Origin of the sequence: Kitasatospora sp. NPDC048365, assembly GCF_043200835.1 — a bacterium.
Lineage (GTDB): Bacteria > Actinomycetota > Actinomycetes > Streptomycetales > Streptomycetaceae > Kitasatospora > Kitasatospora terrestris.
In genome coordinates, this window is the sequence record NZ_JBICYJ010000001.1 from 300369 (window position 1) to 325187 (window position 24819).

16 protein-coding genes are annotated in these 24819 nt (G+C 72.1%); 7 read left to right on the plus strand and 9 right to left on the minus strand.

Going from position 1 to position 24819, the window contains the following annotated elements; all coding sequences use genetic code 11:
- Positions 1–58 precede the first annotated feature (58 nt).
- On the minus strand, positions 59–1699 hold the full coding sequence (locus ACGFX4_RS01375) for a M4 family metallopeptidase (RefSeq protein WP_393069206.1): 1641 nt from the start codon (positions 1697–1699) through the stop codon (positions 59–61).
- 464 nt (positions 1700–2163) lie between these two features.
- On the opposite strand from ACGFX4_RS01375, the gene ACGFX4_RS01380 reads away from it, so the two are divergent.
- Positions 2164–2703, plus strand: a complete 540-nt coding sequence (locus ACGFX4_RS01380; RefSeq protein ID WP_393069208.1) for a MarR family winged helix-turn-helix transcriptional regulator — start codon at positions 2164–2166, stop codon at positions 2701–2703.
- 20 nt (positions 2704–2723) lie between these two features.
- Entirely contained in the window at positions 2724–3056 is a 333-nt protein-coding gene (locus tag ACGFX4_RS01385) for a DUF3817 domain-containing protein (RefSeq protein ID WP_393069209.1), read from the plus strand.
- Positions 3057–3123: 67 nt separating this feature from the next.
- Here ACGFX4_RS01385 and ACGFX4_RS01390 read toward each other — a convergent pair whose 3' ends face one another.
- The gene (locus tag ACGFX4_RS01390) at positions 3124–3774 is read right to left on the minus strand and encodes a TetR/AcrR family transcriptional regulator (RefSeq protein WP_345699019.1); all 651 of its coding nucleotides are present in this window, start codon (positions 3772–3774) and stop codon (positions 3124–3126) included.
- Positions 3775–4143: 369 nt separating this feature from the next.
- On the opposite strand from ACGFX4_RS01390, the gene trxA reads away from it, so the two are divergent.
- From trxA to ACGFX4_RS01410, 4 genes are all read left to right on the plus strand, one after another.
- Positions 4144–5130, plus strand: a complete 987-nt coding sequence (trxA, locus tag ACGFX4_RS01395; RefSeq protein ID WP_393069211.1) for a thioredoxin — start codon at positions 4144–4146, stop codon at positions 5128–5130.
- 594 nt (positions 5131–5724) lie between these two features.
- Positions 5725–6384: a DUF6230 family protein gene (locus tag ACGFX4_RS01400; protein ID WP_393069212.1), complete on the plus strand. Its 660-nt coding sequence runs from the start codon at positions 5725–5727 to the stop codon at positions 6382–6384.
- Positions 6385–6514: 130 nt separating this feature from the next.
- The gene (locus ACGFX4_RS01405; protein ID WP_393069214.1) at positions 6515–7117 is read left to right on the plus strand and encodes a DUF6114 domain-containing protein; all 603 of its coding nucleotides are present in this window, start codon (positions 6515–6517) and stop codon (positions 7115–7117) included.
- Positions 7114–8379: a hypothetical protein gene (locus ACGFX4_RS01410; protein WP_393069216.1), complete on the plus strand. Its 1266-nt coding sequence runs from the start codon at positions 7114–7116 to the stop codon at positions 8377–8379. The genes ACGFX4_RS01405 and ACGFX4_RS01410 overlap by 4 nt, the downstream gene beginning before the upstream one ends.
- 71 nt (positions 8380–8450) lie before the next feature.
- Here the strand turns inward: ACGFX4_RS01410 and pyk are convergent, their stop codons facing one another.
- The 7 genes from pyk to ACGFX4_RS01445 form a co-directional block, all read right to left on the minus strand.
- Positions 8451–9881 (minus strand): pyruvate kinase, encoded by a 1431-nt coding sequence (gene pyk / locus ACGFX4_RS01415; protein ID WP_345699024.1) that lies wholly within the window; start codon positions 9879–9881, stop codon positions 8451–8453.
- Between the two features lie 100 nt (positions 9882–9981).
- Positions 9982–11187 (minus strand): acetate kinase, encoded by a 1206-nt coding sequence (locus tag ACGFX4_RS01420; RefSeq protein WP_393069217.1) that lies wholly within the window; start codon positions 11185–11187, stop codon positions 9982–9984.
- On the minus strand, positions 11184–13322 hold the full coding sequence (gene pta / locus ACGFX4_RS01425; protein WP_393069334.1) for a phosphate acetyltransferase: 2139 nt from the start codon (positions 13320–13322) through the stop codon (positions 11184–11186). Before pta ends, ACGFX4_RS01420 begins: the two co-directional genes overlap by 4 nt.
- Positions 13323–13451: 129 nt before the next feature.
- Positions 13452–15803 carry a 1,4-alpha-glucan branching protein GlgB gene (gene glgB, locus ACGFX4_RS01430; protein ID WP_393069218.1) on the minus strand — a complete coding sequence of 784 codons (2352 nt, stop codon included), beginning with the start codon at positions 15801–15803 and terminating at the stop codon, positions 13452–13454.
- A gap of 37 nt (positions 15804–15840) precedes the next feature.
- Positions 15841–17334: a maltokinase gene (locus tag ACGFX4_RS01435; RefSeq protein ID WP_393069219.1), complete on the minus strand. Its 1494-nt coding sequence runs from the start codon at positions 17332–17334 to the stop codon at positions 15841–15843.
- A 289-nt stretch (positions 17335–17623) separates the two neighbouring features.
- Positions 17624–19324, minus strand: coding sequence for a maltose alpha-D-glucosyltransferase (gene treS, locus ACGFX4_RS01440; protein ID WP_345699028.1), 1701 nt, complete (start codon positions 19322–19324; stop codon positions 17624–17626).
- Positions 19321–21279, minus strand: coding sequence for an alpha-1,4-glucan--maltose-1-phosphate maltosyltransferase (locus ACGFX4_RS01445; protein ID WP_393069336.1), 1959 nt, complete (start codon positions 21277–21279; stop codon positions 19321–19323). The genes treS and ACGFX4_RS01445 overlap by 4 nt, the downstream gene beginning before the upstream one ends.
- A gap of 866 nt (positions 21280–22145) precedes the next feature.
- Here ACGFX4_RS01445 and glgP point away from each other — a divergent pair.
- A complete protein-coding gene (gene glgP, locus ACGFX4_RS01450; RefSeq protein WP_393069221.1) occupies positions 22146–24812 on the plus strand; it encodes an alpha-glucan family phosphorylase in 2667 nt (888 codons plus the stop codon).
- Positions 24813–24819 lie beyond the last annotated feature (7 nt).

The following is a 24819-nucleotide window of genomic DNA, read 5'->3' on the forward strand; positions in this document are numbered from 1 at the left end:
AGGGCTCCCCTCCGGAAAGCCCTGCTGCCGCGGGTCTGCGGGTCGGACGGTCGCTACGTCAGTTGACGTTGACCCCGGACCAGGCGGCCGCGACCGCGTTGTACTCGGTCGAGCCGGCGCCGTACAGGTCCTTGGCCGCGTTGAGGGTCGCGGTCCGGGCCCCGGCGTAGTTGGTGGTGGAGGTCATGTAGACGCTCAGGGCGCGGTACCAGACCTGGGCGGCCTTGTCCCGGCCGATGCCGGTCAGGGTCGAGCCGTTGGAGGTCGGCGAGTTGTAGCTGACGCCGTTGATGGTCTTGGCGCCGCTGCCCTCGGCCAGCAGGTAGAAGAAGTGGTTCGCCACGCCCGAGGAGTAGTGGACGTCCTTGGAGCCGACCGTGGAGGACCAGTAGTCGGCCGAGCCGCCGTCCTTGGAGGGCTTGTCCATGTACCGCAGCGGCGTGCCGTCGCCGTTGATGTTGATCAGCTCGCCGATCAGGTAGTCCGGGTTGTCCTTCGGCAGGTTGGCGTAGAACTCGACCATGGTGCCGAAGATGTCCGAGGTGGCCTCGTTGAGGCCGCCGGACTCGCCGGAGTAGTTGAGGCCGGCGGTGTTGGCGGTGACGCCGTGGCTCATCTCGTGGCCCGCGACGTCCAGCTCGGTCAGCGGGTGGGTGTTGGACGCGCCGTCGCCGTAGGTCATGCAGAAGCAGCTGTCGTCCCAGAACGCGTTGACGTAGTTGCGCCCGTAGTGGACCCGGCTGTACGCGCCGACGCCGTCGCCGCGGATGCCGGCCCGGCCGAAGGTGTTCTTGTAGAAGTCCCAGGTGGCGGCCGCGCCGTACTGGGCGTCCACCGCGGCCGACTGGCCGTTGGAGACCGCGCCGGTGCCCCAGGCGTTGTCGGCGTCGGTGTAGAGGGTGCCCTTGCCGGAGGTCTTGTTGGCCAGGTTGGTGGTGTACTGGCCGCCGCGGGTGGCGTCCTTCAGCTGGTAGGTCGACCCGGAGAGCGTGGTGGTCAGCGGGACGTTGCCGACGAAGACGCCGTTGCCGGTGCCGGCCGCGGTCTGCACCTGCTCGTGGGTGGAGAGCACCTCGCCGCTGGCGGCGTCGGTGACGATCAGCTGGCTGCTGGGGGTGCCGTCGGCGCGCATGCCCTCGACGGTGGTGCGGTACGCCAGGCGCGGGGCGCCGGAGGCGGCCCAGACCACGAGCTGGGCGGAGCCGGCCTTGGTGACCGAGGTCAGTGCGGCCTCGTCCGCGTCCTTGGCGACGCCGACGGTGGCGGCGACCGCGCCGGAGGCCTTGGCGACGGCCTGGTCGGCGGTCAGCTTCGGGGTGAGCGACGCGGGGGCGACGGTGCCCTTCACCGCGCGGTCGGTGCCCTTGACGTTGCCCTTGGCGTCCTGGTGCACGACCAGGTCGCCGCCGAGCACCGGCAGGCCGCCGAGGGTGCGCTCGTAGCGGAGGTGGCGGGAGCCGTCGGCGTCGACGATCGCGTCCTTGACGACCAGCTGCTCCTGGCCGGAGAGGCCGAGGGCCTTGGCGGCGGCGGGGATCTGCGTGCCGGCGAGGGCGAGCAGCTCACCGCGCTGGTGCGCGGCGGCGCTCTGGCCGACGGGGGCGGGGGCGGCCTGGGCGATGCCGGCGCTCACCTGGATGGCGCTGGCGAGGACGGCCGAGGCAGAGAGAACGGCTCCGACTGCGAGCTTGCGCTTCACGTACGGGTTTCCTTCCGGACCTACCGCATGGGGGCGGTTGCGCCGCTATCCGGGGCACCGGGGTTAGTGCCTGCTGGGGCGGATTCGGGCGCTGACGTGCTGCTCCGTGCGGTCAAGAGGCGCCGGACCGGTGGGGTGGCCGGGCGGTGCCCAACGGAGCTGGCGAGAAGCATGACAATCGGACAAATGAAAGGACAGGTGGGCAGCAATAGTTGGCAAACTCTCGCCAACGCCCGATGAACGCAGGTCAGCCGCACCGGGCGGTTCAGCCGCGAACGAAGGCTCCCCGGTCTGCGAATTCCGCCAACTGCGGCCATTTCACTGAATATTGCGGGAATATCCGCCGTAAAGAATCGCCACGGGCGGACTCGCGGACCCGTTGGCGTGATCCCGCCAACCCCCGGCCTTGTCCACCATCGTGGACACCTGGTACCCCTCCGGGCCCCCGCCGGTACGGTGGGGACGTGCCCAAGCCCCTCGCCCTCGACTTCGACCCGATCGCGCGCGCCGACGAGCTGTGGACCCGCCGCTGGGGCGGCGTCCCCTCGATGTCCGCGATCACCTCGGTGATGCGCGCGCACCAGATCCTGCTCTCCCGGGTGGACGCCGTGGTCAAGCCCTACGGCCTGACCTTCGCCCGGTACGAGGCACTCGTGCTGCTCACCTTCAGCCGGACCGGCGAGCTCTCGCTCTCCAAGATCGGCGAGCGGCTGATGGTCCACCCCACCTCCGTCACCAACACCGTCGACCGCCTGGAGAAGGCCGGCCTGGTCGCCCGCCGCCCCAACCCGCTGGACGGGCGCGGCGTCCTCGCTGCCATCACCGCCCGCGGCCGCGAGGTGGTCGAGCAGGCCACCCGCGAGCTGATGGCCGTCGACTTCGGCCTGGAGGGCTACGACGAGCAGCAGTGCCGGCAGGTGTTCGAACTGCTCCGCCCGCTGCGGATCACCGCAGGTGACTTCAGCCCGGCGGCCGGCGAGGGGCCCGGCGAGGAGCAGGCGTAGGGCCGGTTACCCTCGATGCCATGAAGCAGAGTGTGCTGACCCGCTACCGCGCCCTGGCCTACGTCACCGGCGTCCTCCTGATCCTGCTCGCCCTCGGGATGGTCGCCAAGTACGTCCTGGAGATCGAGGGCGCGGCCGGGTTCACCACCGCCGTGAGCATCGCGCACGGCTGGCTGTACGTGGTCTACCTCGCACTCGCCTTCGACCTGGGCACCAAGGCCAAGTGGCCGCTCCCCAAGCTCGCCTGGGTGCTGCTGGCCGGCACGGTCCCGACCGCCGTCTTCTTCGTCGAGCGCAAGGTCAGCCGCGAGGTCGCCCCGCTGATCACCGCCCCGGAGCCGGTCGCCGCCTGACCGCTCCCCGCCACCTCTGCCGGGCGCCCTTCCGTACGGGAGGGCGCCCTTCGCCGTGCCGGGGCTGTCAGTTCAGGCCGGGGAAGGCGTTCAGCAGCAGGGTGGTGAAGCGGCGGATCCACTCGGGGGTGATGGGTTCGCCGCTGACCAGGAGGCGGTGCTCGACCGTCCCGGCGATGGTGTCGAAGATGATGTCGATCTCTTCGCAGGCGGTGGCCGGGTCCTCGTCCGGGCCCATCTCGCCGCGGGCCTGCGCGTTGGCGCGGCCGAGCTGGACCAGGACCTTCTGGGGCTCGACGATCCGTTCGCGGATGCGCTGCTGGAGCTGCCGGTCGCGGGTGCCCTCGGCGAAGAGGGCGAGCAGGGCGGCCTGCGTCTCGGGCCGGCTCAGCAGGTCGGCGAACTGCGCGACGACCGCCTCGATGTCGGCCTGGAGGCTGCCCAGGTCGGCGCACTCCAGCTGGTCGAAGAGGATCGCGATGGCGTCGACGACCAGCTCGTTCTTGGACGGCCAGCGCCGGTAGAGGGTGGTCTTGGCGACCCCGGCGCGGACCGCGACGTCGCCCATGGTCAGCCCGCCCCAGCCGAGTTCGGCGAGCGCGGCGCGGGTGGCGTCGAGGATGGCGAGGTCCGCGGCGGCGCTGCGCGGCCGCCCCTTGCCGCGCGCGGGGGCCGCGCCGGCGCCCGGCGCGTCGGGCTGCTGGGTGGTGGGGGCCACCGCGCCTCCTTGCGGCTCTGCAGGTTCACCCGGATCTGTTTACCCGGAAGTAACTTGTTTCGGCCACGGTAGCGACCGCCTGGCCCCGACGGCATCCGGCGGCGCCGGGAAAGTGGGACAGCTCACGTCGCCGAACCGCCGCGGGGGCTTGCGGGACCGGCCCCCGGGGCAGATACGCTACGACCTGTAGCGAAAGAGCGACAACCGGCGTGCCCTCGCCCCATGGGATCGGGCGGGCGCGCGGCGCGGGTGGGGATCCGCGCCGGGGAACACCACCGCACGACCGCTACGCGCAGAGCGCACGGCTCGCTCCGGCATTTTCCGTGCGGATGGCGCCCGCCACCGGCGCCGACGGGGGAGGATGGTGCCATGCAGTCACGGAATTCGCGTCTCAACAACTCCGCCCTGCGCGGCGCGGTGGATCTCGCAGCGGTGAAGGCGGCCGGCGAGGCCGCCCAGAAGGCCGAGCAGGCCCGCGCGGAGCGCGCCCGCCAGGCGGAGGCCGGCGGCACTCCCGCCCCCGCCGGGTACCGCCTGGTCCTCGACGTCACCGAGGAGACCTTCGAGGACGAGGTCGTGCAGCGCTCGTCCGAGGTCCCGGTGGTGGTGGACTTCTGGGCCGAGTGGTGCGGCCCGTGCAAGCAGCTCAGCCCGATCCTGGAGCGCCTGGCCGAGGAGTACGCCGGCCGGATCGTGCTCGCCAAGATCGACGTGGACGGCAACCAGCTGCTGGCGCAGCAGTTCGGCATCCAGTCGATCCCCGCGGTGATGGCCGTGGTGGCGGGCCAGCTCGTCCCGCTCTTCCAGGGCGCGGAGAACGAGGCCAACGTCCGCAAGGTGCTGGACCAGTTGATCGCGGTGGCCGAGCAGCGCTTCGGCATCGTCGGCCTCCAGGGCGCCTCGGGCGCCGAGGGCGAGGCGCCCGCGGCACCGGCCGTGCCCGCCGACCCGGCGCTGGAGGCGGCGCACGACGCGCTGGACCGCGGCGACCTCGGCGGCGCCGTGCAGGCGTACAAGAACGTGCTGGCCGAGCGGCCGGGCCACGCCGAGGCGAAGCTGGGCCTGGCCCAGGCCGAGCTGCTGCACCGGGTGGAGTCGCTGGACCCGCAGCAGGTGCGGGCCGACGCCGCGGCCGGCCCGAAGGACGTGCCGGCGCAGCTGCGCGCGGCCGACCTGGACCTGGTCGGCGGCCACGTGGAGGACGCGTTCGGGCGCCTGGTGGACACCGTGGCGAAGACCTTCGGCGACGACCGGGACACCGCCCGGGTCCGGCTGCTGGAGCTGTTCGAGGTGATCGGTCCGGAGGACCCGCGGGTGATCGCCGCGCGCGGTGCGCTGGCCCGCGTGCTGTTCTGAGCCACCGGCCCGGGTGGCACGGCAGGTGACCTGCGGTGTCTCCGGGGATTTGGCGACAAACGCGCGTAATCCGGCCGGGTTTACCAAATCTTGATAACACCCCTCTCTGTTCACCCTGGGTGATCGAGAGGGGTGTTTCGTCCCTGTTTCCGGTGGGTGTCGCCCCGGGTCCAAGTGGAGGATGTCACTCCGTGTGACGGCGCCTTCGATTCCATGATCAAAGCCATCTGTTGTTGGATTACCCGTCAGTAATGGACCCCTTGTGCTTCGCCCGGGATTCAAGCACGATCGGCGACGCCCGGTCCCTCTTCCCAGAGGGATCCCCACCGGGTGACCGCCGGTCCCGGCCGGCGGCCCGAGGCCAGGGGGGTAACCGCAGATCCCACGCCGCGGTTCCTGTCCTCTCGTGGTCGCGCATCCCGCGCGGTCACACGGTTGTCGCTCGGGGGTGATCGCCGGCGTCGGCCCATTCGGCCATGACGCGCGGGCGCTCTCCGCTACCGAGGACGTAGCTCTCTCCCATCCCGGGCCGGTCTCCGTGCGGGACGCACCGGACCACCGGCCGGAGATGTACGTCCTAGAAGGAGGACACGCATGTCCCAGACTTACGGCAAGACCCGCTGGAAGCGCTTCGCCCTGGTGATGGTGCCCGGTGTGGCCGCCACCGCCGCGATCGGCGTCTCGCTGGCCAACAGCGCGCTGGCCGCCTCGTTCAGCGTCTCGGGCCAGCAGTTCAAGGTCACCACCGCCCAGCTGCACGGCTACGGCTTCTCGCAGTTCGGCTCGGTCGACGTCGGCGCCAACGGTGCCTTCCACCCGGTCGCGGTCTCGGCGTTCGACACCGCGACCATCAACAGCCTGTGCCAGTCCGTGGTGACCGACCTGTCGGCCCTCGGCCTCGGCAAGATCACCCTGCAGCTGAACGCGGGCCAGGACCCGGCCAAGCCGGTCCAGGCCGAGAACCTGCTGATCGACCTCGACCAGCTCGAGGCCGACGCCGAGTTCAAGAACATCAACATCGGCCAGGACGCCTCCACCCTGACGGGCTCCGCCCTGAACGGCTGGAAGACCCACAAGGCGCTCGGCCCGCAGGGCCTGCCGACCGGCGACAAGGGCTTCGCCCAGCGTGCCGACGAGGCGACCCTCTCCGGCGTCAAGCAGACCGCGTGGGCGACCTCGGCGGGCACCTTCAAGCTCAACGGCCTCAAGCTGAACCTCCTCAAGGGTGACGGCGCGGGCAAGGAGTGCTACTGATCCTGTCCCCGTGGGCGGGCCGTGAGGTCCGCCCCGCGTGACAGCCTCTCGGCCGGGAGCGGCAGCCGCCGCTCCCGGCCGTACCCCCACCCCGCTCCATCCCTCGTACGGATCTTCGAGGAGTCGCACCATGTCCAGCGCAACCGTCAACGCGTGGCCCGAGGCTGACGGTGAGCCCACCGGTCTGCGGGCGCGTTTCCGCGCCTGGCGGCGTTCCCGGCCGTTCTGGGGTGGCCTGCTGGCCATGATCGCCGGCCTGCCGATCCTGTACTTCCCTTACGCGCACCTGTCGTTCAACGGCATGACGGTGGCGATGTCGACCACCGCCGGTGCCGGCTCGATGCTCATCGGCCTGCTGATGATGGCCCTCGGCCTGACCGCGTGGTTCCAGCCGCTGGTCCGGGTGTTCTGCGGTGTCGCGACCACCATCCTGGCGCTGATCTCCATCCCGGTGTCCAACCTGGGCGGCTTCGGCCTCGGCCTGATCACCGGCCTGATCGCCGGTGGCCTGCTCTGTGCCTGGGCGCCGCTGAAGCCGGAGGCCGTTCCGGTCGAGGCGCCGGTCGCCGAGGTTCCGGAGGCCGACGCCCAGCTGGCCGCCATCATGGCCGCCGCTCCGCCGGTCGAGCAGACCGCCGTCGAGCAGACCGTCGAGCAGACCGTCCCGCGGCCCGCCGTCGAGCAGGCGCCGCAGACCGCCGCGCAGGCCGTCGACCCGGGGGAGCAGAAGTGACCGACCGAGACGAGCCGTCGGTGCCGGGCCCCCGGCACGCGGCGCCGAAGGCGGGCGTCCGCAGCCGGCTGCGCGGCCGGGCGATGGCGATAGCCGCGGTGCCCACCGCACTGCTGGTCGGTGCCGCCTACGCGCCGACCCTGGCGATGGCCGACACCCCGGCGGGGAAGGCCTGCGCGTCCACCCCGGACGCGGTGCTGGAGGAGACCCCGGTCCCCAAGAGCGAGATCAAGGTCCTTCCGGACTCGGGCACCGGCACCAAGAGCCCGGGCACCTCGGGCACGGGCACCGGCAGCAAGTCCACCGGCAGCAAGTCCACCGGCACCTCGGGCGGCACGACGAAGACCGCCGCCCAGGGTTCGGCCGCAGCCGTCCCGGCCCTGTTCACCACGCCGAACGAGCCGGCCGCCACGGGCGTCCAGCAGGTCGGCCTGATCGACGACCTGTTCAACGACATCTTCCACCCGGGCGGCACCGCGACCCCGAGTCCGTCGGCCAGCCCGGCGACCAAGTCGCAGCCCACCCCGGCCACCCCCGCGCCGTCCGCCTCCGCCTCCGCCTCCGCCTCGGCGTCGGCCTCGCCCTCCGCGGGCAAGGGCGGCTCCACCGCGCCCGCGCCGGGCACGGCCTCCGCCGCCCCGACCGCGGGCGGCAGCGCCCCGGCGGCCGCCGGCAAGGCGGCCGCGTCGCCGTCGCCGTCCGCGTCGGCCTCGGTCGGCCCGAACTGCCTGGTCTCCACCAAGGGCCTGGCCGCCGCGGCCGCGCCCGGCGACCACGTGGTGCCGGAGCAGAACTGGGTGCTGCACTCCTCGCGCCTCGCGCTGCACGGTTCGGTCTTCAACGGCGTCTACGACGTGAAGACGCCGACCGGCACCAAGCGGGTGCTGAAGTTCACCACCGCCTCGGTGGACATCGAGAACCTCGACATGTCGACGATCGAGGTCCCCGGCAAGACCTTCCACGTGAAGAGCCGCGCGGGCTCGACCTCGACCATGCGCAGCGGCCCGATCACCATGTACGTGGAGAGCCTGTCGGGCCACCTCTCGGCGATCTACGGCCTGCCGATCCCGATCGACCTGGGGGAGATCACGCTCACCCCGGACACCCTGCCCAAGTGGCTGTGGGACCTGATCGGTGCCGTCCCGCTCCCGCTGGACATCACCCTGGACAAGGCCAAGGCCGTGCAGGCCGGCCAGTTCGGCGGCACGCTGAAGATCCCGGGCATGCGCCTGTTCAACGACGACACGCCGTACGACGGCTGACCCGGCGACGACGCGACGACGAGGAGGCCCCCCGACCGTGACCGGTCGGGGGGCCTCCTCGCGTACGGGGGTCAGCCCTCGGAGCGGGTGCCCAGGTGGTGCACCTGCACCATGTTGGTGTTGCCGGGGACGCCGGGCGGGGAGCCGGCCGTGACGATGACGGTGTTGCCCTCGTCGAGGCGGTTCATCCGCAGCAGCTCCCGGTCGACCTGCGCGACCATCTCGTCGGTGGTCTCGACCTGCTCGGTGACGTAGGCCTCGACGCCCCAGCTCAGCGAGAGCTGGTTGCGGGTGGCCGCGTCCGGGGTGAACGCGATCACCGGGATCGGCGAGCGGTAGCGGGACAGACGGCGGGCGGTGTCACCGGACTTGGTGAACGCGACCAGCGCCTGGCCGTTGAGGAAGTCGCCCAGCTCGCACGCGGCGCGGGCGATCGAGCCGCCCTGGGTGCGCGGCTTGCGGCCCGGGTTGAGCGGCTGGAGGCCCTGCGAGAGCAGCTCCTCCTCGGCCTTCTCGGCGATCCTGCTCATGGTCTTGACGGTCTCGACCGGGTACTTGCCCACGCTGGACTCGGCGGAGAGCATGACCGCGTCGGTGCCGTCCAGGATGGCGTTGGCGACGTCGGAGACCTCGGCGCGGGTCGGACGCGAGGCGTGGATCATCGATTCCATCATCTGGGTGGCGACGATGACCGGCTTGGCGTTGCGGCGGGCGAGGGTGATCAGCTGCTTCTGGACCAGCGGCACCTTCTCCAGCGGGTACTCGACCGCGAGGTCGCCGCGGGCCACCATGATCGCGTCGAAGGCGAGGACGATCTCCTCCATCGCCTCGACGGCCTGCGGCTTCTCGATCTTGGCGATGACCGGGACGCGGATGCCGACCTCGTCCATCACCTTGTGCACGTCGTCGATGTCCGCGGCGTTGCGGACGAAGGACAGCGCGACCATGTCGACGCCCAGACGGAGCGCGAAGCGCAGGTCGTCCTTGTCCTTCTCGGAGAGCGCGGGGACGTTGACCGCCGCGCCGGGCAGGTTGATGCCCTTGTTGTTCGAGAGCACGCCGCCCTCGACCACCACGGTCTTCACCCGCGGGCCGTCGACGCTGACGACCTCCAGGGCGATGACGCCGTCGTTGATCAGGATCGGGTCGCCGGGCTTCACGTCGCCGGGCAGACCCTTGTAGGTGGTGCCGCAGATGTGCTGGTCCCCGGGCACATCCTCGGTGGTGATGGTGAACGTGTCGCCGTTGTCGACGGTCACCGGACCGTTGGCGAAGGTCGCCAGACGGATCTTCGGGCCCTGCAGGTCGGCCAGGACACCGATGGTCCGGCCGGTGTCCGCGGAGACCTGGCGGACCTTGCGGTACCGCTCCTCGTGCTCGGGGTGGGAGCCGTGGCTCATGTTCAGTCGGGCGACGTTCATGCCCGCCTCGACGATGGCCTTCAGCTGTTCATAGGAGTCCGTGGCAGGACCCAGGGTGCAGACAATTTTCGCTCGGCGCATATCCGTCAGTCTATCCGTTCGTGTTATCGGTACATTCGACTCGAATCGCCAGATATCGCCAACGAACATTCCGAGGGGTGGGATACTGACGAGTAGTCATTTACGGCTGATGGACCAGCGCGAACGCCTGCTGGGCGATCTCCAGCTCCTCGTCGGTCGGCACCACGGCCACCGCCACCCTGGCATACGCCGGGGAGATCATCCGCGCCTCGCCGGAGCGGACCGAATTGAGCTCCGGATCGACCGTGATCCCGAGCTCCTCCAAGCCGGCGCACGCGGCCGCGCGCACCGGCGCGGCGTTCTCGCCCACGCCCGCCGTGAACGCGACCGCGTCCACCCGGCCGAGCACCGCGTAGTAGGCGCCGAGGTACTTCCGCAGCCGGTGCACGTAGGCGTCGAAGGCCAGCCGCGCGTCGGCGTCGCCCTCGTCGGCGCGGCGCATGATCTCGCGCATGTCGTTGTCCCCGCACAGGCCGAGCAGGCCGCTGCGGCGGTTCAGCAGGCTGTCGATCTCATCGACCGTCAGCCCGCCCACCCGGTGCAGGTGGAACACCAGGCCCGGGTCCACGTCGCCGGAGCGGGTGCCCATCACCAGGCCCTCCAGCGGGGTCAGGCCCATCGAGGTCTCCACGCAGACCCCGCCGGCCACCGCCGAGGCGGACGCCCCGTTGCCCAGGTGCAGCACGATCACGTTCACCTCGGCCGGGTCCTTGCCGAGCAGCCGGGCGGTGGCCCGCGAGACGTACTGGTGGGAGGTGCCGTGGAAGCCGTACCGGCGCACCCGGTGCGCGTCGGCGGTCTCCCGGTCGATCGCGTACCGGGCCGCGTACTCGGGCAGCGTCGCGTGGAAGGCGGTGTCGAAGACCGCCACCTGCGGCAGGTCGGGGCGCAGCGCGCGGGCCACCTCGATGCCGGTGATGTTGGCCGGATTGTGCAGCGGCGCCACCGGGATCAGCCGGCGGACCTCGGCCAGCACCTCGTCGGTGATCAGGGTCGGCGCGGTGAACCGCTGCCCGCCGTGCACCACCCGGTGGCCGATCGCGGCCAGCGCCGGGGAGTCCAGGCCCACCCCGTCGGCGGCGAGCTCGCCGGCCACCGCCTTCAGCGCGGCCGCGTGGTCCGGGAAGACCTCGAAGCTCTCCCGCCGCTCCCCGCTGCGCGGGGTGTGGGCCAGCCGCCCGCTCGACTCGCCGATCCGCTCCACCAGGCCGGCCGCCAGCCGCGCCCCGTCCAGCATGTCGATCAGCTGGTACTTGACCGAGGACGAGCCCGCGTTCAGGACCAGGACGTGCGTGCCTTCACTCACAGCTCGGCTCCTTCGGAGGCGTCCAGCCCCTGGGCCTGGACGGCGGTGATCGCGACGGTGTTGACGATGTCCTCGACCAGGGCGCCGCGGGAGAGGTCGTTGACCGGCTTGCGCAGGCCCTGCAGCACCGGGCCGACCGCGACGGCGCCGGCCGAGCGCTGCACCGCCTTGTAGGTGTTGTTGCCGGTGTTCAGGTCCGGGAAGATCAGCACCGTCGCCCGGCCGGCCACCGGGGAGCCGGGCAGCTTGGTGGCGGCGACGTGCGCGTCCACCGCCGCGTCGTACTGGATCGGACCCTCGACCAGCAGGTCCGGGCGCAGCTCGCGGACCAGCTCGGTCGCCTTGCGGACCTTGTCGACGTCCGCGCCGGAGCCGGAGGTGCCGGTGGAGTAGGAGAGCATCGCGATCCTGGGCTCGACGCCGAAGCGGGCGGCGGTGGCGGCGGACTGGATGGCGATGTCGGCCAGCTGCTGGGCGTCCGGGTCCGGGTTGACCGCGCAGTCGCCGTAGACCAGGACCCTGTCGGCCAGGCACATGAAGAAGACCGAGGAGACGATCGCCGCTCCCGGGGAGGTCTTGATCACCTCGAACGCCGGGCGGATCGTCGCCGCGGTGGAGTGCACCGCGCCGGAGACCATGCCGTCGGCGATGCCCTCCTGCACCATCAGGGTGCCGAAGTAGGAGACGTCGGTGACCACGTCCAGCGCCCGCTCCACGGTCATGCCCTTGTGGGCACGCAGCTTGGCGTAGAGCTCGGCGAACTGCTGGCGCAGCGGGCTCTCGGCCGGGTCGACGATCCGGACCCGGGCGCGGTCGGCGTTCTCCTCCGGGCCGGGCAGCGCGATGCCGGCCGCGGCCGCCGTGCGCCGGACCGCCGCCGGGTCGCCGAGCAGGGTCAGGTCGCAGATGTTGCGCCGCAGCAGGATCTCGGCGGCGCGCAGCACCCGCTCCTCGGTGCCCTCGGGCAGCACGATGTGCTTGCGGCGGCCGCGGGCCCGCTCCAGCAGCTCGTGCTCGAACATCATCGGGGTGGTCCGCTCCGTCCGGACCAGCTCGATCCGCCTGGTCAACTCGGCCGTGTCCACGTGGAGTTCGAACAGGCCGAGGGCGATCTCTGCCTTCCGTGGGGAGCTCGGGCCGATCCGGCCCTCCAGGTGGGTGAGCGTCGCGGCGGTCGGCCAGCTGCCCTCCGGGACCACCGCCACCGGGGTGCCGGGGGCGAGCCGGGCGGCCAGCGCCATCACGTTCGGGCCCGGGTGCTGGCCGAGCGTCAGCAGCACGCCGGCGATCGGCGGGGCGCCGGCCGCGTGCGCGGCGAGCGAGCCGATCACCAGGTCCGCGCGGTCCCCCGGGGTGACCACCAGCGCGCCCTCGGTCAGGGCGGTCAGGAAGGTCGGCAGCATCGCGCCGCCGAAGACGAAGGAGCGGACGTCCCGGGCCAGGCCAGCCGCGTCGCCCAGCAGCACCTCGGCGCCGGTTGCCTCGACCAGCTGGGCCACCGTGGGGGCGGCCAGCGCCAGCTCCTCGGGGATCACGTAGACCGGGACCGGGAGCTTCTCGCTGAGGGTGCGCTGCACCTGCTGCTTGGCGGTGGGCGCCACCCGGTTGGCGATCACCGCGAGGGTGGAGCAGCCGAGGTCGGTGTACGCGCGGTGGGCGTTGCGGACCTCGGCGATCACCGCCTGCGGGTCCTCGTTCTGGCCGCCCACCACCGGGAGGACCCAGGCGCCGAACTCGTTCGCCAGTCGGGCGTTGAAGGCGAGTTCGTCGGGGATGTTGGTGTCGGCGAAGTCCGTGCCCAGCACCAGCACCGCCTGGCACCGGCGCTCCAGCGCGCGGAACCGGTCGACCAGCGCGGAGACCAACTCGTCCTGCCCCTGGGCGGCCTGCAGGGCGGCCGCCTCCTCGTAGGTCAGGCCGTACAGCTCGGCGGGCGGGACGTCCAGGCGGTAGCGGGTGCGCAGCAGCTCGACGACGTGGTCGGAGCCAGCCTCGCCGGGTGCGTGCGCGTGCACCAGCGGGCGGAACACCCCGACCCGGTCCACCTGGCGGGTGAGCAGTTCCATGACCCCGAGCTCGACGGCCTGCCGGCCGTCCCCCCGGTCGATCCCGGTCACGTACACGCTGCGCGCCACGTGGGTGTCTCCCATCCCGTCGTCCCAGGTGCTGGCCAATTCGACCATACCTTCGCATTCGGGACTGCCGTACGCACTCAGGTGAACCCGATGGGGGCAAGGGACGAAGGTCACTCGCCCCCCGGGCGGTCAGTCCTGTCCGGCGGGGCGCAGCCAGAGGGTGGCGAGCGGCGGGAGGAGCAGCTCGGTGGACCGGGGCTGGCCGTTCCACGGCGTGGCCTCGGCCTTGACGGGGTGGGAGTTGCCGAGGCCGCTGCCGCCGTAGGCCTCGGCGTCGGTGTTGAGCGCCTCCTCCCACAGCTGCTCGGCGCCGTCGAGCTGGGGCAGGCCGATCCGGAAGTTGTGCCGGACGACGGGGGAGAAGTTGCAGACCGCGACCAGCGGGGTGCCGTCGGCGGCGTACCGGACGAAGGAGAGCACGTTGTCCTCCGCCGCGCCGCCGTCCAGCCAGCGGAAGCCGGCCGGGACGGTGTCCTGCTCGTACAGGGCCGGGGTGCTCCGGTAGACCCGGTTGAGGTCGCCGACCAGTTCGCGCACGCCGCGGTGGTCGGCGGCGGCCGGCCACCCCTCCTCCAGTAGCCACCACTGCGGGCCGTGCTCGTGGTCCCACTCGGCACCCTGCGCGAACTCCTGCCCCATGAAGAGCAGCTGCTTGCCGGGGTGGGACCACATGAAGCCGAGGTAGGCGCGGTGGTTGGCCCGCTGCTGCCACCAGTCGCCGGGCATCTTGGAGACCAGCGCGCCCTTGCCGTGCACCACCTCGTCGTGCGAGATCGGCAGCACGTAGTTCTCCGAGTAGGCGTACACCATGGAGAAGGTGATGTCGTTGTGGTGGAACTTGCGGTGCACCGGCTCCTTGGACATGTAGACCAGCGAGTCGTGCATCCAGCCCATGTTCCACTTCAGGCCGAAGCCCAGGCCGCCGGTGTCGGTGGGGCGGGTGACGCCCTCCCAGGCGGTGGACTCCTCGGCGATGGTCACCACGCCCGGGCAGCGCCGGTAGACGGTGGCGTTCATCTCCTGCAGGAAGGAGGCGGCGTCCAGGTTCTCCCGGCCGCCGTACTGGTTGGGCGTCCAGGCGCCGCCCTCGCGGGAGTAGTCGAGGTAGAGCATGGACGCCACCGCGTCCACCCGCAGGCCGTCGACGTGGAACTCCTCGCACCAGTACACCGCGTTGGCGACCAGGAAGTTGCGCACCTCGGTGCGGCCGTAGTCGAACTCCAGCGTCCCCCAGTCGGGGTGCTCGGCGCGCAGCGGGTCGGCCGGCTCGTAGAGCGGCTCGCCGTCGAAGCGGGCCAGCGCGAAGTCGTCCTTCGGGAAGTGCGCGGGCACCCAGTCGACGATCACGCCGATGCCGTGCCGGTGCAGGGTGTCCACCAGGTGCTTGAAGTCGTCCGGCGACCCCAGCCGGGAGGTGGGGGCGTAGAAGCCGGAGACCTGGTAGCCCCAGGAGCCGCCGAAGGGGTGCTCCATCACCGGCATGAACTCCACGTGGGTGAAGCCCAGTCCGGCCAGGTAGCCGGGCAGCACCTCGGCGATCTCGCGGTAGCTGGTGAGGTCCGGCCGCCAGGAGGCCAGGTGCAGCTCGTAGACCGACATCGGCGCGCGGTGGTGCACGGTGCGGGCCCGCTCGGCCATCCAGGAGTCGTCGCCCCAGGTGTAGTCCGACGTCGCCACCACCGAGGCGGTCTCCGGCGGGACCTGGGTGGCGCGGGCCAGCGGGTCGGCCTTCTTCAGGACCCAGCCCTGGCGGGTGTGGACCTCGTACTTGTAGACGGCGCCGGCGGCCAGGCCGGGGACGAACAGCTCCCAGATGCCGGAGGAGCCGAGCGAGCGCATCGGGTGCCCGGTGCCGTCCCAGTGGTTGAAGTCGCCGATCAGCCGGACGCCGGCCGCGTTGGGCGCCCAGACGGCGAAGGAGACGCCGGTGATCCCCTCGACCGTCCGGACGTGCGATCCCAGCGCCCGCCAGAGCTGCTCGTGGCGGCCCTCGGCGATCAGGTGGAGGTCCAGCTCGCCCAGGGTGGGGGCGATCCGGTAGCCGTCCTCCTGGAGGATCGGCTCGGCCCCGGGGTAGTGGACCCGCAGCTGGTACGCCGGGAACTCCCGCCCGGCCAGCAGGCCGGTGAACAGGCCGCCGTGCTGGTGGGTCAGCTCGGCCGGGCCCTGCTCGGTCTCGATCACGATCCGCTCGGCGAACGGCCGCAGCACCCGGATCGCGGTGCCCTCCGTGGTGAGGTGGGCGCCGAGCAGGGCGTGCGGGTCGTGGTGGCCGCCGGAGACGAGGCGGTCGACCTCGCCGGGCGGCAGCGGCGCCTCGGGAAGGCGGAGGACCGCGCCCGGCACCGCCTCGGCCCGCCGCGGCGCCGCGGGCTCCCGCCGCCGGGCCGCCCGTACGGGCGCCGGTTGCCCGGCACCGTCGTTCAGGAAGGTGGCGGGCACGGGGGTCGAGCGGTCGCGCTTGGGGCCGAGCGGTGTCACGGCGGGTCCTCCGGGAGGGGGGTGTGTCGAGGGTTCGTCAGACAGTCAGGGCCAGGCGGTTGATGGCGGCCAGCGGGATGGGGAGCCAGCTGGGCCGGTGCCGGGCCTCGTAGACGACCTCGTACACCGCCTTGTCGATCTCCAGGGCGCGCATCAGTTCCGGCGTGGCGGCCGGGTCGGTGCCGCCGCCCGCCGTGTAGCCGGCGCAGTACGCGGCCCGGTTGCGGGCCGCCCAGGCGGAGGCCAGGTGGGCGAGCTCCGGATCCGGGCCGGGGGTGCCGGCCAGCAGGTGGGCGGCCGCGTAGTCGAAGGAGCGCAGCATCGCGGCGACGTCGCGCAGCGCGGGCTGCGGCAGCCTGCGCTCGGCGAGCGGCTTGGCGGGCTCGCCCTCGAAGTCGAGCAGCACCCAGCCCTGCGGGGTCCGCATGGCCTGACCGAGGTGCAGGTCGCCGTGGATCCGCTGGACCTGCAGGCCCTCCAGGTGGTCGGCGGTGAGCTGCTGGAAGGCGTTGCGCAGCGCCGAGCGGTAGCGCAGCAGGCCGGGCACGGCGCCGACCGCGGAGTCCAGCCGGTCCTCCATCGCCTCGACCAGGCGGCCGATCGCGGCGCGGTCCAGGCGGGCGGTGGGCATGGTGCGGGCCAGCACCCGGTGCACCTCGGCGGTGGCCCGGCCGAGCCGGTGCGCCTCGATCGCGAAGTTGCCGGGGGAGGGGTCGCCCTTGAGCCGGGCCACCTGGTCCAGGGCCAGCTCCCAGCCGTCCTCGGCGTCCGGGAGGTAGCGCTGGAGCAGGCCGAGAGTGGCCGGTTCGGAGCGCTCCAGCCGGCACTCGAACCAGGCGGCGACCCGGGGGATGCGGGTCGAGCCGGCCCGGGAGAGGGCGAGCGAGAGCTCCAGGTCCGGGTTGGTGCCGGGGCTGATCCGGCGGAAGAGCTTGAGGATGAGGGAGGTGTCGTAGATGACCGAGGAGTTCGACTGCTCGGCGGTGGAGGCCCGGCCGGGGATGTTGCTGGGCAGGCCGGAGCCGGGGGTGCGCCGGAAGGAGAGCGAGCCGAAGCGGTCGCCGGTGGCCAGGTGCTCCAGCAGCCGGCCGGTCAGCTCGGGGTCGTGCACCGCGTCGTAGAGCGTCGCACCGTCGTAGGTGCCGCCGTCCAGCCGGCCGAGCACCGCGCCCGGGCCGATCCCGGTGGGCGGCTGCGAACGGATCCCGAGGAGCAGCTGGTAGACGTCGCCCGAGGCGGCCGCGCCGCCGCCGTGTTCGACCCGCAGCAGCAGGTGCAGCAGGGCCGGGTCACCGACCTGGAGCGGCGTGCCGACCACGGGGGTCAGCCCGCTGATCGCCCGTCCCTTGCCGGCGTACCAGCGCTGGGTGGGGAGCCAGGCGGAGATCAGCGGCAGGGCTGCCTGGACGAGCTCGCTGACCCCCGCGGCGGTTCTCCGGACCCCGGTGCCCGGGCGCGTCCCGACGGCCGCGGGGGCCCCCTCGGACGGCTCACGGTGCACGTGGGCTTGAGAACGGGAGGTTTCGGACATGACTCCCTTTCCCCGGAAGCGGGCCCAGTGCCCGACGGTCGTGGCCGGGCCCGTCAGTCTTCCGGATTTCGGCGGCGCGGACGGCGACGGCACGCGAGCGCGGCTCGGGTGTCACGCCTTCGTGTGGGTGGCCGTTGGGCTGTTCTGCGTACGCGGTGGTGCAGAGACCTCCGGGGGTGCGGAGTTGCGGCTCACGCGCCCCCTTGCGCGCCCCCGGAGGTGGGTGCCCGGACAGGGCCTGGCGGACGTTGCTGACGGATCGTTACTTCGTAGACCTACCGGTCCGTGTTCACTTGCCGTTCTTGCGCAGCTGGAACCAGTAGAAGCCGTGGCCGGCCAGCGTGAGCAGGTACGGCCACTCGCCGATGGAGGGGAAGCGGACGCCGCCGATCAGCTCGACCGGGTACCGCCCCCCGTACTGCCGCAGGTCCAGTTCGGTCGGCTGCGCGAACCGCGAGAAGTTGTTCACGCACATGACCAGGTCGCCCTCGTACTCGCGCACGAAGGCCAGCACCGCGGGGTTGCTGGAGGGCAGCTCGGTGTAGCTGCCGAGGCCGAACGCCGGATTGAGCTTGCGGATCTCGATCATGCGACGCGTCCAGTGCAGCAGCGAGCTCGAACTGCTCTGCTGCGCTTCGACGTTGGTCACCTGATAGCCGTACACCGGATCCATGATGGGCGGCAGACTGAGCCTGCCCGGGTCGGCGGAGGAGAAACCCGCGTTGCGGTCGGGCGTCCACTGCATCGGGGTGCGGACGCCGTCCCGGTCGCCCAGCCAGATGTTGTCGCCCATGCCGATCTCGTCGCCGTAGTACAGCACCGGCGAACCGGGCAGCGAGAGCAGCAGGGCGGTGAACAGCTCGGTCTGGTTGCGGTCGTTCTCCAGCAGAGGTGCGAGCCGGCGGCGGATGCCCACGTTGGCCCGCATCCGCGGGTCCTTCGCGTACTCCGCGTACATGTAGTCGCGCTCCTCGTCGGTGACCATCTCCAGGGTCAGCTCGTCGTGGTTGCGCAGGAAGATGCCCCACTGGCAGCCGGAGGGGATCGCCGGGGTCTTGGCCAGGATCTCCGAGACCGGGTAGCGCGACTCCCGCCGGACCGCCATGAAGATCCGCGGCATCACCGGGAAGTGGAACGCCATGTGGCACTCGTCGCCGCCCGAGGCGAAGTCGCCGAAGTAGTCGACCACGTCCTCCGGCCACTGGTTGGCCTCCGCCAGCAGCACGGTGTCCGGGTAGTTGGCGTCGATCTCCTTGCGCAGCCGCCGGAGGAACTCGTGCGTCTCCGGCAGGTTCTCGCAGTTCGTCCCCTCGCGGGCGTAGAGGTACGGCACCGCGTCCAGCCGGAAGCCGTCGATGCCGAGGTCCAGCCAGAACCGCAGGGCCGCGATCACCTCCTCCTGGACCAGCGGGTTGTCGTAGTTGAGGTCCGGCTGGTGCGAGAAGAACCGGTGCCAGTAGTACTGCTTGCGGACCGGGTCGTACGTCCAGTTGGAGGTCTCGGTGTCGACGAAGATGATGCGCGCGTCCGGGTACTGCTTGTCGTCGTCCGCCCACATGTAGAAGTCGCCGTACGGCCCGTCCGGATCCGTCCGCGAGGACTGGAACCACGGGTGCTGGTCACTGGTGTGGTTGACCACGAAGTCGATGATCACCCGCATGCCCCGGGCGTGGGCCGCGTCGACGAACTCCACGAAGTCCGCCAGGTCGCCGAACTCCGGCAGCACCGACTTGTAGTCCGCCACGTCGTAGCCGCCGTCCCGCAGCGGCGAGGCCATGAACGGGGGGAGCCAGAGGCAGTCCACGCCCAGCCACTGCAGGTAGTCCAGCTTCGAGGTGAGCCCCCTGAGGTCACCGATCCCGTCGCCGTTGCTGTCCTGGAAGGACCGCACCAGCACCTCGTAGAAGACCGCGCGTTTGAACCACTCCGGGTCCCGGTCTCGGCTGGGCGTGTCGGCGAAGGTGTCCGGGACGGGCTCGTTGACTGTCACTGAGGGTTCCTCCGAACCGTGAGGAGGTGAGCCGGCTCGGCGGATGGGTCGAGCCGGACGTAGTTGTGCCGGCCCCAGGTGTAGGTGGCGCCGGTGAGCTCGTCGTGCACCGTCAGCGGACCCTCGAACCCGTCGAGCGTGACGGTGGCCTCCCGGACGTGGTGCGGGTCCAGGTTGACCACGGTGATCACGGTGTCCTCGTGACCCTCCTCGGTGAGCGCGCTCTTCGAGAAGGCGAGGACGTGCTCGCTGTCCGTGGGGTGGAAGCGCAGGCTCCGCAGCTGCTGGAGCGCGGGGTGCCGGCGGCGCAGTCGGTTCAGGGCGGTGAGCAGCGGGGCGAGGGTGTCCCGCGCGGTCCAGTCGCGCGGGCGCAGCTCGTACTTCTCGGAGTCCAGGAACTCCTCCGAGCCGGGGTGCGCGGGCTCGTTCTCGCACAGCTCGTAGCCCGCGTAGATGCCGTAGCTCGGGGAGAGCGTGGCCGCGAGCACCGCGCGGACGGCGAACGCCGCCCGGCCGCCGGTCTGCAGGTACTCGTGCAGGATGTCCGGGGTGGTGGGGAAGAAGTTCGGCCGCATGTAGGCGGCGGCCTCGCCGGTGAGCTCGGTCAGGTACTCGGTGAGCTCGGCCTTGTCGTTGCGCCAGGTGAAGTACGTGTAGGACTGGTGGAAGCCGATCTTCCCCAGGGTGTGCATCATCGCCGGCCGGGTGAAGGCCTCGGCGAGGAAGACCACGTCGGGGTCGGTGCGGGCGATGTCGGAGAGCACCCGCTCCCAGAAGCTGACCGGCTTGGTGTGCGGGTTGTCCACGCGGAAGATCCGCACGCCGTGCGCCATCCAGTGCCGCAGGACCCGGACGGTCTCCTTGACCAGGCCGTCGAAGTCCTGGTCGAAGTTGATCGGGTAGATGTCCTGGTACTTCTTCGGCGGGTTCTCGGCGTAGGCGATGGTGCCGTCGGGGCGGTGGGTGAACCACTCGGGGTGCTTGTTGACCCACGGGTGGTCCGGCGAGCACTGGAGGGCGAAGTCGAGCGCCACCTCCAGGTTGAGCGCGGTGGCCTCGGCGACGAAGTGGTCGAAGTCCTCGATGGTGCCGAGGTCGGGGTGGACGGCGTCGTGGCCGCCCTCGGGGGAGCCGATCGCCCACGGCGAGCCGACGTCGTGCGGGCCGGCGGTCAGGGAGTTGTTGGGGCCCTTGCGGTAGGCCCGGCCGATCGGGTGGATCGGCGGCAGGTAGACCACGTCGAAGCCCATCGCGGCGACCGCGGGCAGCCGCTCGGCGGCGGTGCGCAGCGTCCCGGAGACCGGGGCGGACGTGCCGGACGGGTCCACCACCGCGCCCTCGGAGCGCGGGAAGAACTCGTACCAGGCGCCGTACAGCGCGCGCTGGCGGTCCACCTGGAGCGGCAGCGGGCGGGTGGCGGAGACCAGCTCGCGCAGCGGGTAGCGGGCCAGCAGCGTCAGCACCTCGGGGGCCAGCGCGGCCGCGTACCGGCTGAGCGGCGGCAGGCCCGGGTCGCGCAGCGCGTCCACCGCGGCCAGCACGTGGTGGCGGCCCTCCTTCTTCGGCACCCCGCCCGCGGCGCGCTCCAGCAGGGCCGCGCCCTCCTCCAGCACCAGCGCGGTGTCGATGCCGGCCGGCAGCTTCACCGCGGCCGTCTTGCGCCAGGTGGCGACCGGGTCGCTCCACGCCTCCACCAGGTACGACCAGCGGCCCGCGGCGGTCGGCGTGACGTACGCGCCCCAGCGGTCGCTGCCCTCGGACAGCTCCCGCATCGGGGTCCAGGGGCCGCTGCGGCCGCGCGGGTCGCGCAGGACCACGTTCGCGTTGACCGCGTCGTGGCCCTCGCGGAAGACGGTGGCGGAGACCAGGAAGCGTTCGCCGACCACGGCCTTGGCCGGACGGCGTCCGGCGTCGACGAGGGGGGTGACGTCCAGGACGGGGATGCGGCCGATCACGGTGTCGCTCTCTGTCGTCTTGCGGGTGGTGCTCTTGCGGGGGGTGGCCTTGCGGGGTGCGGACTTGCCGGCCTCGGGCGAGCCGGTGGCGCCGGCGGTGCCCGCCGCCGCCGTCCGGCGCGGTGCGGCGGCCTTGCGCGGGGTGGTGGCTTTGCGGGGTGCGGCGGCCTTGCGCGGGGCCGGGAGCGGTGGCTCCACGGCAGTTGACGGTGTGTCGGTCCCGTCCGTCGGCAAGGTGGTGGACTGGTCCCGCGTGTCGCCGTGCATGCCAAGCTCCTGCCCGAGATCGGCGGCAGCTCCCACCGACCGCGTGCCGGGGGAGTACCGGAGTACTGCTGGGTGAGGAAGGACGCGCGACCGGAGCGTGCCCGCGCCGACGGCCCTGACCACCTGCCCGACGACCGGCGCGCGCCACTCAGGATGCGCCCCGGAGTGACCCAACCCACCCGAAAACGATCGGGTCGGGGTGGAGGACACGCGGGAGCGCACCAGCTGGAGCCGAATGGGCTAAGGGGGATGAGGGTTCGTCAACGAGGCATGCTTCGGGCGCCGGGCAGCGAGGGGCGCCTTCCGGTTCGCACTCCCCGCGGCACCAACGACCTTTGTGCATCCTTGCACCACCGGCAAGACCTGCGTACGGGTAAGCGTCTCATTTCGGACGGTGGCCAGAGGTGAATCAGACACCGGAAATGCCACCGTCTCGAAGTGTTCATGCGCCCAGGGCGCACCTGTTGCCAGGTGCGCGCCCCCAATGCGCCCCTGTTCGCCCCAGCGCGCCTGAAACGATCTCACCAATGCGCCGAACGGGTGTGCACTACGGCAACTGACGCCCACTCAGGCGCATTCCGGCGGTTACGCTTCACGCCGTGAAGGCCATCCGCAGATTCACCGTCCGCACCGTCCTGCCCGAAGAACTGCAGCCGCTGCACGAGCTGGCGCTGAACCTCCGCTGGTCCTGGCACCCGGAGACGAGGGAGCTCTTCCGCTCCGTCGACCCCGAGGTGTGGGCCGCGGTCGGGGAGGACCCGGTCCGGTTGCTCGGCGAGGTCCCGGCGGCCCGGCTGGCCGCCCTGGCCACCGACCGGCGCTTCCTGCGCCGCCTCGGCGACCTCGCCGACGAGCTGCGCGACTACCTGTCCGGGCCCCGCTGGTACCAGTCGACCCGGAGCGGCGACGCGGCCGGCGAGCTGCCCGCCGCCATCGCCTACTTCTCGCCCGAGTACGGCATCGCCGCCGCGCTCCCGCAGTACTCCGGCGGCCTCGGCATCCTGGCCGGCGACCACCTCAAGTCCGCCTCCGACCTCGGCGTCCCGCTGATCGGCGTCGGTCTCTTCTACCGGCACGGCTACTTCCGGCAGTCGCTCTCCCGGGACGGCTGGCAGCAGGAGCGCTACCCGCTGCTCGACCCCGACGAGCTGGCCGTCACCCTGCTCCGCGAGCCGGACGGCACCCCCTGCCGGGTCGACCTCGCACTGCCCGGCGGCCGGCAGCTCGCCGCCCAGATCTGGCGCGCCCAGGTCGGCCGGGTGCCGCTGCTGCTGCTGGACTCCGACATCGAGGCCAACAGCGCGGCCGAGCGCAACGTCACCGACCGGCTCTACGGCGGCGGCAGCGAGCACCGGCTGCTGCAGGAAATACTGCTGGGCATCGGCGGCGTGCGCGCCGTCCGCACCTACTGCCGGCTGACCGCGCACCCCGAGCCGGAGGTGTTCCACACCAACGAGGGCCACGCCGGGTTCCTCGGTCTGGAGCGGATCAGCGAGCTGGTCACCGCGCAGGACGGGCTGGGCTTCGCCGCCGCCCTGGAGGCCGTCCGGGCCGGCACGCTGTTCACCACCCACACCCCCGTCCCGGCCGGCATCGACCGCTTCGACCGGGACCTGGTCGCCCGCCACTTCGGCGGGGACGCGGCGCTCCAGGGCGTGCCGGTCGACCAGGTGCTCGCCCTCGGTGCCGAGAGCTGGCAGGGCGGCGACCCCAAGCTGTTCAACATGGCCGCGATGGGCCTGCGGCTCGCCCAGCGCGCCAACGGCGTCTCCACCCTGCACGGCTCGGTCAGCCGCGAGATGTTCAGCGGCCTGTGGCCGGGCTTCGACCCGGAGGAGGTGCCGATCACCTCCGTCACCAACGGCGTCCACGCGCCGACCTGGATCGACCCCGCCGTGGTGCGGGTCGGCGCGACCGTGCTCGGGCACGAGCGGGCCGAGGACGCCATCACCGTCGGCGAGGCCAAGCGCTGGAACGAGCTGGAGAAGATCGGCAACCCGGAGATCTGGGAGCTGCGGCGTGCGCTGCGCGCCCAGCTGGTCGACGAGGCCCGGCTCCGGCTGAAGGCCTCCTGGCAGCAGCGCGGCGCCGGCGAGGCCGAGCTCGGCTGGGTCGGCTCGGTGCTCGACCCGGACGTGCTCACCATCGGCTTCGCCCGGCGGGTGCCCTCGTACAAGCGGCTGACCCTGATGCTGCGCGACCCCGCGCGGCTGAAGGCGCTGCTGCTGCACCCCACCTCACCGGTGCAGATCGTGGTCGCCGGCAAGGCCCACCCGGCCGACGACGGCGGCAAGCGGCTGATCCAGAAGCTGGTCGCGTTCGCCGACGACCCCGCGGTGCGGCACCGGATCGTCTTCCTGCCGGACTACGACATGGCGATGGCCAAGGCCCTCTACCCCGGCTGCGACGTCTGGCTGAACAACCCGCTGCGACCGCTGGAGGCCTGCGGGACGTCGGGGATGAAGGCCGCCCTCAACGGCTGCCTCAACCTCTCCATCCTCGACGGCTGGTGGGACGAGTGGTACGACGGCCAGAACGGCTGGGCCATCCCCACCGCCGACGGCGACGAGAGCCGGCTCGACCCCGACAGCCCCGAGGCCGTGCGGCGGGACGACATCGAGGCCGCCGCCCTGTACGACCTGATCGAGCACCAGGTCGCCGCCCGGTTCTACGACCGCGGCGCGGACGGGCTGCCGCACCGGTGGATCTCCATGGTCCGCCACACCCTGGTCACCCTCGGGCCCAAGGTGCTGGCCGGCCGGATGGTCCGCGAGTACGTCGAGCGGCTGTACGCCCCGGCGGCGGACGCCGAGCGCGAGCTGGCCGCGGCGGACTACGAGGGCGCGCGGACGCTCGCCGAGTGGAAGGCCCGGGTCCGGGACGGGTGGCCCGCGGTGCGGGTCGAGCACGTCGAGGCGGACGGGCCCGGCGAGGCGCAGGAGGTCGGGACGGCACTCGCGCTGCGGGTCCAGGTCGCGCTCGGCACCCTGCAGCCGGAGGACGTCGAGGTCCAGGTCGTCTCCGGACGGGTCGACGAGGCGGACGGCATCTCGGACGCGGCGGTGCTCGCGCTGAAGCCGGCCGGCGGGCCCGACCTGGACGGGCGGATCAAGTACGAGGGCCTGCTGGAGCTGGCCCGGACCGGCCCGTTCGGCTACACCGTCCGGGTGCTGCCCGACCACCCGCTGCTCGCCTCCCCGGCGGAGCTCGGCCTGGTCGCCCTCCCGGCGGAGACGGCGGGGATGGACAGCGGCATGCTGCGCTGACGCGCGG